We start from the raw sequence: 13,764 nt of genomic DNA, 5'->3' as shown, positions 1-13,764 counted from the left end.
CGGAGGCGCATCTTGCAGGAGCGGCTTCAGCCGCTCCTGCGAGAGCCAAAGCCAGGCTAGCTGGCGTCCGCTGGAATCTTCGCGATCGCCGCATCGATGCGCGCGAGTGCCTGGTCGCGGCCCGCCAGATAGATGGTCTGGGCGATGTCCGGGCTGACCTGGGTGCCAGTGATCGCCACGCGCAGCGGCTGGGCGACCTTGCCCATGCCCAGGCCGGATGCTTCCACCGTCGCATGGAAGGCGGCGTCGATGCCTTCGACCGCCCATGCCTGCAGCGCATCCAGACGCTCGCGCATGTCGCGCAGCGGCGCGGCGGCCTCGGGCTTGAGATGCTTGGCCACTGCCTTTTCGTCGTAATGTTCCAGCGGCCGGTACCAGACCACCGCGCGCTCGGCCATGTCCTTGAGCGTCTGCACGCGGTCGCGCAGCGCGACCACCACGTCGGCCGGCGCGGGACCGGCGGCGAGGTCGCAGCCGACCTGTTGCAGGTGCCACTCCAGGTGCTTCGCGACGGCCGCGGGATCGTCGCTCTTCAGGTACTGCTGGTTGAGCCAGCCGAGCTTGGCCGGATCGAGCCGCGAGGCCTTGGCGTTGACGTCGCGCAGGTCGAACAGCGACTGCATCTTGGTGATCGAGAAAATCTCCTGGTCGCCGTGCGACCAGCCCAGCCGCACCAGGTAATTGAGCAGCGCGTGTGGCAGGTAGCCGGCATCGCGGTACTGCATCACGTCCGCCGCGCCGGTGCGCTTGGACAGCTTGGCGCCCTGCTCGTCGAGGATCATCGGCAGGTGCGCGAACGCGGGCACCTCGGCGCCGAGCGCCTTGTAGATGTTGATCTGGCGCGGCGTGTTGTTGACGTGGTCGTCGCCGCGGACCACGTCGGTGATCTTCATGTCGAGATCGTCGACGACCACGGCGAAGTTGTACGTTGGGTAGCCGTCCGGGCGGAAGATGACGAGGTCGTCGAGTTCGGCGTTGGCGATCTCGATGCGGCCCTTGACCTTGTCGTCCCAGGCCACGACGCCGTCGAGCGGGTTCTTCAGGCGGATCACGCGATTGGGATCGTCACGATGCGATGCGCCCTGCTCGCGATAGGCACCGTTGTAGCGCGGCTTTTCGCCCTTCGCCATCGCCGCCTCGCGCATCGCATCGAGTTCTTCCTTCGACTCGTAGGCGTAGTAGGCGTGGCCGGACGCGACCAGTTGCTCGGCCACCTCGCGGTAGCGATCCACGCGCTGCGTCTGGTAGATCGGGCCTTCGTCGTAATCCAGGCCGAGCCAGTCCATCGCTTCCAGGATCGCGTCGATCGCGGCCTGGGTGCTGCGCTCGCGGTCGGTGTCCTCGATCCGCAGGATGAACTGGCCGCCGCGGCGACGCGCCTCCAGCCAGCAGTACAGCGCGGTGCGCGCGCCACCGATGTGCAGGTAGCCGGTGGGGCTTGGAGCGAAGCGGGTGCGGCAGGTCATGTGGGGCTCGAAAAAGCAGGAATCGCGGGATTTTACCGTAGGCCGGAGCGACATCCCCGACGCCCGCGCCTCCAGTGAGGCCGCCGGCGAGCGCCTCGCGGGAATGCGCCGGTGCCATGACCATTGCCGGGCGTCGGGGGCGTAGCCCCGACCTACAATGCGCGCATGACGACCCTCTTCATTTCCGATCTGCACCTCGATCCCGCCCGGCCGGAGATCACGCGCCTGTTCGGCGAGTTCGTCGACGGCGAGGCCCGGGGTGCGGACGCGCTGTACATCCTCGGCGACCTGTTCGAAGCCTGGGTGGGCGACGACGATCCGTCCGAGACCGGCGCCTTCGTTGCGGAGAAACTCAAGGCGCTGGCCGACAGCGGCGTGCCGGTGTCCTTCATGCACGGCAACCGCGACTTCCTGCTCGGCGGGGATTACGCGCGGCGCGCGGGCATGGCCCTGCTCGCCGACCCCATGCGCATCGACCTGCATGGCCGGTCGGTGCTGCTGATGCACGGCGATACGTTGTGCACCGATGACGTCGCCTACCAGCAATTCCGCACGCAGACGCGCGACCCGGCCTGGCAGGCGCAATTCCTCTCGCAGCCCCTGGCGGCGCGGCTGGCATTCGCGCAGCAGGCGCGCGCGGCCAGCCAGGCGCGACAGGGCGAATTGCGCGAGGCCGGGACGATGGAAACGATCACCGACGTGTCGCCGGTGGCGGTGGAGGCTGCATTCGCCGAATACGGCGTGGACACGATCATCCATGGCCACACGCACCGGCCCGCGGTCCACGACCTCGACGTCGGCGGCAGACCGCGGCAACGGATCGTGCTGGGCGACTGGTACGAGCAGGGATCGGTGCTGCGGGTGTCGTCGCAGGGGTTCGATCTGTCGACGCTGCCCGGCCCGTAGCGCTGGCGACGCGCTCCTGCAGGCGCGGCGGGACTCAGTGGCCCGCGCGCGCGCAACCGTGCATGCGCTGGCCGGCGTAATCCCATGTCGCGGTGAACTCGAACGCGTCGCCGGACATCGAATCGCTGCACGCGGTGCGGGTGATGTCGAGGTTGAACGGCCGCCCCTCGTCCTCACCGGAGAACGCCACGCCCTTCGCGTGCGCGATGCGCGTGCCCTGCAGCGTCCGCCCTTCCGGCATCTCGGGGGTCACGAAGTGCAGGACGTCGCCCTCGACGTCGATCGCCCAGAACGGCTCGTTCCCGCGCGCGCGGAAGCGGTCGCCGGCAATCGCGTCGCCGGCCACGGCCGACGGCGCTGGATCCGCCGCATGGCCCGCATCCGGCGCTGTGGCAGGATCGCTGCCGCCGTCGGGCGCGGTGCACGCGGCCAGGCAGGCCAGCAGGAGGATCGACGGCAGGCGGGTATGCAAGGTCATGTGGACGTTCCCTCGGAGGTCTGCGCGCACGCTAACGGCTCGCCCTGCAAGCCCGGGTGATGAATGCGGGCGCAGCCGTCACCGGTTCAGCTTTCAGCCGGACAGCTGCCGCAGCGCGGCCAGTTCGTCCTCGCCGAAACCCGCGGCGGCGCGTGCCTCGAAGTTGAACGGGCCGTGCAGCACCGCGCGTGCGTACTGCGCGAGCAGTTCGCGGAACTTCGGTTCCGGCGCCACCCCGACACGTTCGCAAAACCAGCGGAACCAGCGCGAACCCGCGGCGACGTGGGCCACTTCCTCGCGCAGGATGATTTCGAGGATGGCGGCGGTGTCCTCGTCGCCCAGCGATCGCAGCTTCACGATCATGCCGGGCGTGACGTCGAGCCCGCGCGCTTCCAGCACGCGCGGCACCAGCGCCATCCGGGCGAGGCCGTCGTGCGCGGTCTTCTCGGCCATCTCCCACAGGCCGTTGTGGGCGTCGAAGTCGCCGTAGTCGTGGCCGGTCGCACGCAGGCGCTCGCGCAGCATCGTGAAGTGCCGTGCTTCGTCATTCGCGACCGACACCCAGTCGGCGTAGTACGCAGCGGGCAGGCCGCGGAAGCGATAGACCGCGTCCCAGCCCAGGTCGATGGCGTTGAACTCGATGTGCGCGATCGAGTGGATGAAGGCCGCGCGGCCTTCCGGCGTGCCGAAGCCGCGCCGCGGCAGCTCGCGCGGATGCACCAGCCGCGGGCACGGCGGGCGGCCGGGCATGGCGATGGATTCGGGCGGCGGCGCGTTGTCGTCGATGGCCAGTTCGCCGCGGGCGAAGGCTTCGGCCGCGGCAGAAGTGGCCGCGACCTTGTCGTCGGGCGATGCGGCGTCGAGGCAGGCGCGGGCGGCTGCGAACAATGAGCCGGTCACGAGATGGCCCTCGCAGGAGCGGCTTCAGCCGCGAGCTCTTGCCCCCTCCCCTGCGGAGGCAGGGGAGGGCTGGGGAGGGGTGCCCTCGGTATTCGCCACGAACCGTGGGCACCCCCTCCCAATCTCCCCCTGCCTTCGCAGGGGGAGGGGCAATCGCAAAGGCTCGCGGCTGAAGCCGCTCCTGGAAAAGCAGGCGATGGCTTCACGACGCCAGGCGGCGTCGGCGCTTCGCTTCGTCGGAACGCAACTGCTGGATGCGCTCGAAATAACCCGGCTCGATCCCGGTCACGTATTCGCCGTTGAAGCACGAGCTGTCGAACCGGAGGTCCGGGCACTTCGGCCCGGCAACGGCCGCCTCGAGGTCTGCCAGGTCCTGGTAGACCAGCCAGTCGCAGCCGAGCAGTTGCTCGATCTCCTTCTCGCTGCGGCCGTTGGCAACCAGCTCCTCGACCGACGGCATGTCGATGCCGTAGATGTTCGGATGGCGCACCGGCGGCGCAGCCGAGGCGAGATACACCTTGCGCGCGCCGGCGTCGCGCGCCATCTGCACGATCTGCTTCGAGGTGGTGCCGCGCACGATCGAGTCGTCGACCAGCAGCACGACGCGGTTGCGGAATTCCAGCGGGATCGGGTTGAGCTTGCGCTTCACCGACTTCGCGCGCTCGCCCTGCCCCGGCATGATGAAGGTGCGACCGACGTAGCGGTTCTTGATGAAGCCCTCGCGGTACTTCACGTTGAGCGTGTTGGCGATCTCGAGCGCGGAGTCGCGCGAGGTGTCGGGGATCGGGATCACCACGTCGATGTCGTGGTCGGGGCGCTGGCGCAGGATCTTCTCGCCCAGCGTCACGCCCATGCGCATGCGCGCCTTGTGCACCGAGATGTTCTCGATCATCGAGTCCGGGCGGGCGAAGTACACGTATTCGAAGATGCACGGTGCGTGCGCCTTGGGTTCCGCGCACTGGCGCACGTGCAGCTCGCCGCGCGCGGTGATGACCACGCCCTCGCCGGGGGCGACGTCGCGCACGCGCTCGAAGCCGAGGATGTCGAGCGCGACCGACTCGGACGCCACCGCGTACTCGGTGCCACCTTCGGCTTCACGCTTGCCCAGCACCAGCGGACGGATGCCGTGCGGGTCACGGAACGCCACCAGGCCAAGGCCGAGCACGGTCGCCACCACCGCATAGCCGCCGCGCGCGCGGCGGTTGACGCCGTCGATGGCGCGGAACGCAGCCTCCGGGCCAAGCGCGTTCTGGCGGTCGAGCTCGTGCGCGAACACGTTGAGCAGCACTTCCGAGTCCGACTCGGTGTTGATGTTGCGGCGGTCCTGCTCGAACACCTCGCGGCGCAGCGCGTCGGTGTTGATCAGGTTGCCGTTGTGGGCAAGCGCGATGCCGTAGGGCGAGTTGACGTAGAACGGCTGCGCCTCGTCCGAGCCCTCGCTGCCGGCGGTGGGATAGCGGCAGTGGCCGATGCCCACGCGGCCTTCGAGCAGCGCCATCGCGCGGGCGTCGAACACGTCGCGCACCAGGCCATTGCCCTTGTGCACGCGCAACTGGGTGCCGCTGACGGTGGCGATGCCCGCCGCGTCCTGGCCGCGATGCTGGAGCACGGTCAGGCCGTCGTAGAGCGCGGCTGCGACTTCAGTGGTTCCGACGATGCCGACGATGCCGCACATGGGGGTTCTGCCGTTGCTGGAGGAAGGTGCGGCCACCGCCGGGGCGATGGCTGCGGGTGTCGATATGGGGTCAGGGGTGCGAACGCACCATGCCGTCGATGCCGAGCTTGGCCTTGACCTGGCCCTTGAGCCGATCGGCGTCGGCGCGGCTCACCACCGGCCCGGCGAGCACCCGGGTCAGCGTGCCCTTGTCGGTCTTGACCGTTTCGGTGAAGGCGCTGAAGCCGGCTGCGCGCAGCTGGTCGCGCTTGGCCGTGGCCTGTGCGGCGTTGCCGAACGCACCGATCTGCACCGCGAACCCGACGCCGGTGGCGGCCGGCGCCGCGGGCGGCTTGGCTGCCGGTTTCGGCGCTTCGGCCGGCTTCTCGACCGGTTTGGTGGCCGGCTTGGTGGCCACGGTGCTCGGCGGCAGCGGTTTGGTGGCGACCTCCGGTGCCGGTGCGGGCGCGGGAGCCGGCTTCGACACGGATGTTTCGGCCGGCTCGGCGGCATCCAGCGCGATCACGCGGGCGCCGCCGTGCTTGCCGACGCGGGCGGCTTCAACGCGCGCGATCTCGGCGTTGGCGCGGGTGGCGTACGGCCCGATCCGGACCCGCCAAGCCTGGCGGGCGCCGACCTGGGTCGCCTCGCGATAGGCCGGCAACTGCGCGCCACGCAGGCGCGCGACCACGGTGTCGGCGTTGACGCTGCTGTCGTAGGCGGCGAAGTCCACCGCGTAATCGCCGCCGGCCGCAGTCGGCGGCAGCATCGCGCCCGCTTCGGCCGGCGCACCGGCGGGCGGCGCATCACGGCCTGAAGGCGCGGTGGTGGTGTCCACGGTCGGCAGCGAGTCGCCGTCCCCGGCATCGCGCGACTGCATCCCGACCACGCCGTCCGCCGGCGCCTCGTCGGGCGTGACCAGCGGCAGGTCGCGGGTTTCGTAGTCGCCCTGCGGCGCCTCCGGCACCTTCAGCGGCACGTCCGAGACGCCGCTGTCCGGCGCCGGCCCCTTGACCAGCATCGGCAGGAAGATCACCGCGAGCGCGACCAGCACGGCGGCGCCGATCAGGCGCTGCTTGAGTTGAGAGTCCACAGTCCGGGTTCCATCGCAGCCGCGACAGGCGGGGGCCGGCAAATTATACGCGGGCCGCCCCCGCGCTCATGAATCCCGGGACGCCAGCGACTGCAGCGCCGCGGCCGCGGTGTGGAACGAGCCGAACACCAGGATGCGATCGCCGGGGCGCGCGCGTGCGAGCGCCGCCGACAGCGCGCTGTCCACGTCCGGATGGCGGTCGCCCCGCCCTGCCGCGGTGCCGGCCAGGCGCCCGGCCAGCACATCCACCGACGTGCCTCGCGGACCGGCCGATTCGAGCCCAGCGAGGAACCAGGCGTCGACCCGGCCATCGAGTGCGCCCACCACGCCGGTCACGTCCTTGTCGCCCAGCGCGGCGTAGATAGCCAGGCAGCGGCCGGCAGACGGCGCAGCGTCCAGCCAGGCGGCCAGCTCGCGCGCGGCCTGCGGGTTGTGGCCGACGTCGACCACGACATCGAGGCCATCGCGCGGGAACTGCTGCAGGCGCCCGGGCAGGCGCGCCGCGGCCACGCCTTCGGCCCACGCGGTGTCGGGGATCGTGGCGTCCAGCGCGCGCAGCGCGGCGATCGCGGCCGCGGCATTGCGCAACTGCACCGGCGCGGCGAGCGCGGGCAGCGGCAGCTCCAGCTCGCAACCGACCTCGCGCCAGCGCCAGCGGGCGTCGTCGATCCGTTCGAAGAAGAAATCGTTGCCGACGCGCCAGGTCGACGCGCCGATGGCGTAGGCATGGCCGAGCACGCTCGACGGCGGGTCGTCCTCGCCCAGCACCAGCGGCTTCCAGGCCCGCGCGATGCCGGCCTTCTCGAAGCCGATGCGCTCGCGGTCGTCGCCGAGCCAGTCCTGGTGGTCGAGGTCGACGGTGGTGATCACCGCCACGTCCGCATCGACCACGTTGACCGCGTCCAGCCGCCCGCCGAGGCCGACCTCGAGCACGGCCAGGTCGAGGTCGCTGCGTTCGAACAGCCACAGCGCGGCGAGCGTGCCGTATTCGAAGTAGGTCAGCGCGACCTCGCCGCCCTCGCCCGCCCCGGTGCGCGCCGCCTCGACCGCGGCGAACGCGGCCACCAGCGCGGCATCGTCGGCATCGCGGCCATCGATGCGCACGCGCTCGTTGTAGGCCAGCAGGTGCGGCGAGGTGTAGGCGCCGACCTTCCAGCCCGCCGCGCGGGCGATCGCTTCGATGAAGGCGACCGTCGAGCCCTTGCCGTTGGTGCCACCGACGGTGATGACGTGCCGCCCGGGGCGCCCGAGTCGCATGCGTCCGGCGACTTCGCGCACGCGCTCCAGGCCCATGTCGATGGACCGGGGGTGCTGGCGCTCGATGTAGGCGAGCCAGTCGGCGAGGGTGATGGGGAGCATGGTGGCCGGGGGACGGGGGACGGGGGACGGGAGTCGGGAGTCGGGAGTCGGGAAACGGGAAACGGGAAACGGGAAACGGGAATAGCGTAGCGCCTTGATCGTCATTCCCGCGAAGGCGGGAAACCAGTGACCTTGACGCGCGAGATCAGTGCCAAGCAGGCAAGTCGCTGGGTTCCCGCCTTCGCGGGAACGACGGCAAGAGCGAACATCCGCGTTTCCCTGCCGCCCTTCCTACAACGCCCGGTGCACCGCCTCCCCGAAGAACGGCGTGTGGTGCGAGCAGTCGTTGAGCCGCACCACGTCGAGGTGGTCGACGTCGCGGCCCTCGAGCAGGTTCAGCGTGGTCGGTGCCTGGCGGAAGGTCCACAGGCGCGCCAGCGGGATGCCGAGCACGTGGCACAGCAGGACGCGGTTGACGGCGTCGTGGGCGACCACCAGCACGGTGTCGTCCGCGCCGAGGCCGTCGCAGGCGTGCGCCAGTGCCGGCCAGGCGCGGTCGAACACGTGCTGCAGCGATTCGCCGTCGGGCATCAGCACTTCATGCGGGCTGTCGCGCCAGGCCAGCAGGCGATCGGGATCGCGTTCGCGGATCTCGGCGGCGAGCAGGCCCTCCCAGGTGCCGTGGGCAATTTCCATCAGCCCGGGATCGGTGGACAGCATGCCGGCGCGTGCCGGGCCGAGGGCGAGTTCGGCAGTGCGACGCGCGCGCGACAGCGGCGACGCGACCGCGCGATCGATGCGAACGTCGCGCAGGCGTTCGCCCAGCGCGCGCGCCTGCGCCTCGCCGACCGGCGACAGCGCGATGTCTTCCTGGCCCTGGTAGCGGCCTTCGGCATTCCACTGCGTTTCGCCGTGGCGGGCGAGCAGGATCTTCATGGGGTTCGACGACTCCGCACGGGGCGGCGGCAGCGTAGCAGACCCGTGGCTCGTGCTGGCCAGGTGCAGGGGAGAGAAACGCTGGCGCAGCCCGCCGGCGCGAACGTGCAATCGGCGCACATCTTCGCGTGACCGATTGCGCAAACCGTGCATGGTGCGATGCGGCGACGCGCAAATTTGACCGCCCGCTAACCTTCCGTCTTCCAGGTTGACGGGCCGGCCACGATGCCGGTGGCCTGGAGGCAGTCGTGGCGCGGTCCGTCGCGCACGCCGTCCAGCCTTTTCCTCCAATCACGGGAAACTTCCGCATGCGCACCAAACTTGCCATCACCCTCGGTCTTGCCGTCGCCCTCGCCGCCGGAATCGCCATCGCCAGGCCCAACAACGGCGACATGGGGGTCTACCTCGACGACAGCGGCAATGTCGTCGGTACGTTCCAGGTCAGCTGCGACGGCGTCTTCAGCTACAGCGGCACGCGCACCAGCCACCCGGTGACCAACGGCCGCCTGATGTGCAACCTCCCCTGACCGGCACCTCGTAACGCGCAAAAAGGAAACGGCGACCCGAGGGCCGCCGTTTCTTCGTTTCATCCCGCCAACGGCGGGCGCGATCAGCGCTTCGCGCGCGGTGCCAGGCCGAGTTCCTCCAGCACCTGCGGCGCCGGGTAGACCTCCTGCATGATCCAGCGCACGTAGCGGCCGTCGACCGCGATCATCCGCGTCATCTCCGGGTCGAATACCCAGTTCGACACCACCGCTTCCCAGTTCATGTCGAACGCCAGGCCCACCAGCCGCCCGCGCGCGTCCAGCACCGGCGAACCCGAATTGCCGCCGGTGATGTCGAGGTCGGACAGGAAGTTCACCGGCACGGTGCCCAGGCGCTTGTCGGCCAGCCCGCCGTAGCGCTTGGCCTTGACCGCATCCACCAGCGACTGCGGCGCGTCGAAGGGCTCCTTGCCGGTGGTCTTCGCCGCCACCTGCTCCAGGGTGGTGAACGGCAGCTGCTTCGCACCGTTGAGCTTGGTGTACGGCTGCACATGGCCGAAGGTGATGCGCAGCGAGCTGTTGGCATCGGGATACACCGCCTCGCCCTTGCTCTTGCGGTAGTCGGCGACCGCCTCCAGGTACACCGGGCGGGCCAGCAGCGCATCACCGGCACGCGCCTTGCGCTGGGCCTCGCGCTCCAGCAGCGACGGCATCACCGCCACCGCGTACTGGATCGCCGGATCCTTGCTCGACTCGAACTCCTTGCGCGAGGCGGCGAACCAGCGCAGGCGCTCGTCGGTGTCGCCGAGCTTGGTCTTCGCCAGCTTGTCGATGGCGCGCTTGACGTGCTTCTCGTCGCTGCCGCCGAGCCACTTGTCGATCGCCTCGTCGTGCTGCGCCTCGGGCAGCGCGACGTACTGCTGCAGCCAGTAGCGCTGCAGCTGTTGGTCCATCTCCGGCACGTAGCGGCGCTCCATCTGTCGCATCGCGCCCTCGGTGCTGGCGTCGTCGCGATCCTGGTAGCCCGCTTCGCGCTCGGCATCGGGCTTTTCGCGTTCGATCGCGCGGCGATACAGGGTCAGCGCGACATCGACCACGCCGGTGTTGTCGAAGCGGGAGACGACGAGGTCCCGCTCGCGCGTGGCGCGGGCGTCGGCGGCCAGCGCCACCAGCTTGTCGTGCGCCTCAAGCGCCGGCTTGCCCTGGTCGCCCTGCGCGCGCAGCCAGTCGAGCACCGCGGCCTCCTCGCTGCGCTTGCGCGCGGCGGCGCCGATGCGCTCGAAGCCCTCCACCTGACCGGCGTAGTTCTTCATCGTGTTTTCCCAGCCGCGTACGGTGCTGGCGTACTTCACCGCGATGTCCGGGTCCTTGATGCCGGCCGCGTCGACCAGCGCCGCGAGCTGCCGGTAGTGGGTGGCAATCGCGGGGTAGCTCCAGCCTGCGGCGTTGTCGAACTCGTCGGCCAGCGCGTACCGGCTGGTGACGCCGGGGTAGCCGGCGACCATGACGAAATCGCCCGCGCCCAGCGGCTTGTCGGCGAACTTCAGCCAGTGCTTCGGCTGGTAGGGCACGTTGTCTTCGGCGTATGCGGCCGGCTTGCCGTCCTTGCCGACGTAGGCGCGGTAGAACGAGAAGTCGCCGGTATGGCGCGGCCACATCCAGTTGTCGATGTCGCCGCCGAACGCGCCGACGCTGCCCGGCGGCGCATAGACCAGGCGCACGTCGCGGATTTCCAGGTTCTTGAACAGCCGGTAGGTGTTGCCGCCGGCGAAGCTGTACAGGCGGCAGCGATAGCCGCCGCCGGCCTCGCAGCCGGCGACCAGCTGCTTCTCGATGTCGTCCAGCGCGTTGGCCCGCGCCAGCGCGTCGGGCGCTGCCGTGATCGCGGCCTTGACCTTGCCGGTGACGTCCTCGATCGATTCGAGCGCGTAGATGCGGGCGTTCGGTCCGGCAGTCAGCTCGTCGCCGCGCTGCGCGGCATTGAAGCCGTCGGTCATCAGGTTGCGGTCCGGCGTGGAATTGAGCTGGATCGCACCGTAGGCGCAGTGGTGGTTGGTGACCACCAGGCCCTGCGGGGAAACGAAGCTCGCGGTGCAGCCGCCGAGCGAGACCACCGCGCCCATCGGGTCGCCGGTGAGGTCGGCGAGGTCGCCCGGATCGAGCTTGAGGCCGGCCTTCTTCAGGGTCTTCGAGATCTCCGGCAACTGCTGCGGGACCCACATGCCCTCGCCTGCCCGGGCCGTGCCCGGTGCGGCGATCGCCAGCGTTGCCACTGCCGCGATGGTCGCGGCCAGAATCGTCATTCGCATGTCTTCTTTTTCCTGCTTGCAGATCGTGTGGTGCAAATCGTGTCGTGCGGATCGGTGTGAACGGTCGCGGGTGCGCCGCCTGCCCTACTCGGCTGGCAGGCGCATTTCCTCCAGCAGCTGCGGCGCCGGATAGACCTTGGCCAGCAGCCAGCGCAGGTAGCGCACGTCGACGTGGATCGCGCGCTTGTAGCGCGGGTCGTACATCCAGCTGGCGCTGACTGCTTCCCAGTTGCTGTCGAAGTTCAGGCCGATCAGGCGGCCGCGCGCGTCCATCACCGGCGAGCCGGAATTGCCGCCGGTCGTATCGAGGTTGGTCATGAAGTCGACCGTCTGCGTCTTCAGCGCCGGATCGACGGTGCTGCCGAAATCGCCCTTCGCGATCGCATCGCGCAGCGGCTTCGGTGCGTCGAACGGCACCACGCCGGTGTGCTTCTCGACGATGCCCTGCACCGTGGTCAGCGGCGTGTAGTGGACACCGTCGCGCGGGTCGAGCGGGCTCACCTTGCCGTAGCTCACGCGCAAGGTGGAGTTGGCGTCGGGGTACACCGCTTGCCCCTGCGACTCGCGGTAGCCGATCAGTGCGCGCATGTAGGCCGGACGCAGGCGCAGCAGTTCGCCTTCCTGCGCCTTGTCGGTGCCCTCGATGCGCAGCTGCGCCGGCAGCAGTTCCGCGGCGGCCTGCAGCAGTGGGTCGGTCGAGGCGGAAACCTCGGCCGGCGGCGCGGCGAGCAGGCGCAGACGCTCGGCTTCGTCGCCGAGCTTCGTGCCGGCATACAGCTTGTCGAGCGCCGCCTTCGCCTGCGCGGCGTCGCTGCCGAACACGGCGTCGACCTCGGCGATGCGCTGGTCGGCCGGCAGCTTGTGGTAGCGCGCCAGCAGTTCGGCCAGCACGGCCTTCTCCACCGCCGGGACGTAGCGGCGCTGGGCCTGCTTCAACGAGGCTTCGATCAGCGCCTCGTCGCGCTGCTGGTAGCCGCGCTCGCGCTCCGGGTCCGGCTTGCCGCGCTCGACCGCCAGCCGCTGCAGCTGCAGCGCGGACTTGAGCAGTTGGGTCTGCGACTGCATCGTCGCGAACAGGATGTCGCGCTCGCGGGTGGCGTGCGACTGCGCGATCACCGCCTGCGCGGCGTCGATGTCGGTACGCGTGGCGGCGGCATCGGGCTGCGGTGCAAGCCAGGCCAGCATCGCCGCCTCGTCCTTCGCCTTCACGTCGACGGCATCGCTGCGGCGCAGGCCGTCGAGTTCGCCCTGCGCCCGCTTGAGCCCGTTCTTAAGGCTCGCCAGCTGCGAGGCATAGCGCACGCCGGCATCGGCATTGCCGGCGGCGGCGGCTTCGATGGTGTCGATCAGCGAACCGTACAGGTCGATGCGCGCCGGCAGCTGCGATTGAACCTGATCGGCGAATTCGGCGGCGCTGCGATGGCGGAAGGTGCGGCCGGGATAGCCGGCAAGCATCGCGAAATCGCCTTCGGCGACCGGATCGGTCGACACTTCCAGGAAGGCCTTCGGCTGGTACGGCACGTTGTCGGCCGCGAACGGCGCCGGCTTACCGTCCTTGCCGACGTAGGCGCGATAGAACGCGAAGTCGCCGCTGTGGCGCGGCCACATGAAATTGTCGATCTCGTCGCCGTAGCTGCCGATCGCCTCCGGCGGCGCGTAGACCAGGCGGATGTCCTTCAGCTCCAGCTGCTTGACCAGGTAGAAATCGGTGCCGTAGTACATGTTGGCGACGCTGCAGCGGTAGCCGGCCTCCTGCTCGCATTCGGCCACCACCGCCTTGCTCGCCGCATCGACGGCGTCGTAGTAGGCGCGACCGGTCTTGCCGCGCGCGCCAGCGAGGATGCGGTCGGTGATGCGGTCGAACGATTCGGTCACCAGCACCCGCGCCGCCGGCCCGGCGGACACTTCCTGCGCGCGCGTCGCGGCGTTGAAGCCGTTGGCGATCAGGTTGTTCTCCGGCGTCGAGTTGAGCTGGATCGCGCCGTAGGCGCAGTGGTGGTTGGTGACCACCAGGCCCTGCGGGGAAACGAAGCTCGCGGTGCAGCCGCCGAGCGAGACCACCGCGCTCATCGGCGGTTTCGTCAGGTCGGCGAGGTCCTTTGGATCGCCCTTGAAGCCGGCGGCTTCCAGCTGCGCGGAGATCTGCGGCAGCTGCGAGGGCATCCACATGCCCTCGTCGGCGTGGGCGCCGAGCGACAGCCCGGCGACGGATACCAGCAATGCGCTGCGCAGTGCCAT

General features: G+C 69.9%; 11 protein-coding genes. 2 read left to right on the top strand and 9 right to left on the bottom strand.

Annotated elements, in window-relative coordinates:
• Positions 1 to 56 precede the first annotated feature (56 nt).
• Positions 57 to 1,466, bottom strand: coding sequence for a glutamate--tRNA ligase (gene gltX / locus ACTJIL_RS01635; protein ID WP_440753855.1), 1,410 nt, complete (start codon positions 1,464 to 1,466; stop codon positions 57 to 59).
• Positions 1,467 to 1,631: 165 nt separating this feature from the next.
• Between gltX and lpxH the strand changes: the two genes are divergently transcribed.
• Entirely contained in the window at positions 1,632 to 2,372 is a 741-nt protein-coding gene (gene lpxH, locus ACTJIL_RS01630; protein WP_440753854.1) for a UDP-2,3-diacylglucosamine diphosphatase, read from the top strand.
• A gap of 34 nt (positions 2,373 to 2,406) precedes the next feature.
• On the opposite strand, the gene ACTJIL_RS01625 is transcribed toward lpxH, so the two are convergent.
• From ACTJIL_RS01625 to ACTJIL_RS01600, 6 genes are all read right to left on the bottom strand, one after another.
• Positions 2,407 to 2,850: a COG3650 family protein gene (locus tag ACTJIL_RS01625; RefSeq protein ID WP_440753853.1), complete on the bottom strand. Its 444-nt coding sequence runs from the start codon at positions 2,848 to 2,850 to the stop codon at positions 2,407 to 2,409.
• 93 nt (positions 2,851 to 2,943) lie between these two features.
• The gene (locus ACTJIL_RS01620) at positions 2,944 to 3,750 is read right to left on the bottom strand and encodes a ferritin-like domain-containing protein (protein WP_440753852.1); all 807 of its coding nucleotides are present in this window, start codon (positions 3,748 to 3,750) and stop codon (positions 2,944 to 2,946) included.
• A 202-nt stretch (positions 3,751 to 3,952) separates the two neighbouring features.
• A complete protein-coding gene (purF, locus tag ACTJIL_RS01615) occupies positions 3,953 to 5,425 on the bottom strand; it encodes an amidophosphoribosyltransferase (RefSeq protein ID WP_440753851.1) in 1,473 nt (490 codons plus the stop codon).
• Between the two features lie 70 nt (positions 5,426 to 5,495).
• Entirely contained in the window at positions 5,496 to 6,497 is a 1,002-nt protein-coding gene (locus ACTJIL_RS01610; RefSeq protein WP_440753850.1) for an SPOR domain-containing protein, read from the bottom strand.
• A gap of 66 nt (positions 6,498 to 6,563) precedes the next feature.
• Entirely contained in the window at positions 6,564 to 7,856 is a 1,293-nt protein-coding gene (gene folC, locus ACTJIL_RS01605) for a bifunctional tetrahydrofolate synthase/dihydrofolate synthase (protein WP_440753849.1), read from the bottom strand.
• Positions 7,857 to 8,087: 231 nt separating this feature from the next.
• Positions 8,088 to 8,732 carry a histidine phosphatase family protein gene (locus ACTJIL_RS01600; protein ID WP_440753848.1) on the bottom strand — a complete coding sequence of 215 codons (645 nt, stop codon included), beginning with the start codon at positions 8,730 to 8,732 and terminating at the stop codon, positions 8,088 to 8,090.
• Positions 8,733 to 9,040: 308 nt separating this feature from the next.
• Here ACTJIL_RS01600 and ACTJIL_RS01595 point away from each other — a divergent pair, with 308 nt between their 5' ends.
• Positions 9,041 to 9,259 (top strand): DUF6289 family protein, encoded by a 219-nt coding sequence (locus ACTJIL_RS01595; protein WP_440753847.1) that lies wholly within the window; start codon positions 9,041 to 9,043, stop codon positions 9,257 to 9,259.
• Positions 9,260 to 9,342: 83 nt separating this feature from the next.
• Here ACTJIL_RS01595 and ACTJIL_RS01590 read toward each other — a convergent pair whose 3' ends face one another.
• Together ACTJIL_RS01590 and ACTJIL_RS01585 are read right to left on the bottom strand one after the other, a co-directional pair.
• Entirely contained in the window at positions 9,343 to 11,526 is a 2,184-nt protein-coding gene (locus ACTJIL_RS01590) for a S46 family peptidase (protein ID WP_440753846.1), read from the bottom strand.
• Between the two features lie 84 nt (positions 11,527 to 11,610).
• Positions 11,611 to 13,764 carry a S46 family peptidase gene (locus ACTJIL_RS01585; RefSeq protein ID WP_440753845.1) on the bottom strand — a complete coding sequence of 718 codons (2,154 nt, stop codon included), beginning with the start codon at positions 13,762 to 13,764 and terminating at the stop codon, positions 11,611 to 11,613.

Source organism: Luteimonas sp. 22616 (assembly GCF_052044325.1).
Lineage (GTDB): Bacteria > Pseudomonadota > Gammaproteobacteria > Xanthomonadales > Xanthomonadaceae > Luteimonas.
Note: the sequence above shows the minus strand (reverse complement) of the source record. Positions and strands in the feature narration are given on the sequence as shown.

Coding starts and splice junctions, on each gene's coding strand:
- gltX (WP_440753855.1), bottom strand. CDS start 1,466: ATGACCTGCCGCACCCGCTTCGCTCCAAGCCCCACCGGCTACCTGCAC.
- lpxH (WP_440753854.1), top strand. CDS start 1,632: ATGACGACCCTCTTCATTTCCGATCTGCACCTCGATCCCGCCCGGCCG.
- ACTJIL_RS01625 (WP_440753853.1), bottom strand. CDS start 2,850: ATGACCTTGCATACCCGCCTGCCGTCGATCCTCCTGCTGGCCTGCCTG.
- purF (WP_440753851.1), bottom strand. CDS start 5,425: ATGTGCGGCATCGTCGGCATCGTCGGAACCACTGAAGTCGCAGCCGCG.
- folC (WP_440753849.1), bottom strand. CDS start 7,856: ATGCTCCCCATCACCCTCGCCGACTGGCTCGCCTACATCGAGCGCCAG.
- ACTJIL_RS01600 (WP_440753848.1), bottom strand. CDS start 8,732: ATGAAGATCCTGCTCGCCCGCCACGGCGAAACGCAGTGGAATGCCGAA.
- ACTJIL_RS01595 (WP_440753847.1), top strand. CDS start 9,041: ATGCGCACCAAACTTGCCATCACCCTCGGTCTTGCCGTCGCCCTCGCC.
- ACTJIL_RS01590 (WP_440753846.1), bottom strand. CDS start 11,526: ATGCGAATGACGATTCTGGCCGCGACCATCGCGGCAGTGGCAACGCTG.
- ACTJIL_RS01585 (WP_440753845.1), bottom strand. CDS start 13,764: ATGGCACTGCGCAGCGCATTGCTGGTATCCGTCGCCGGGCTGTCGCTC.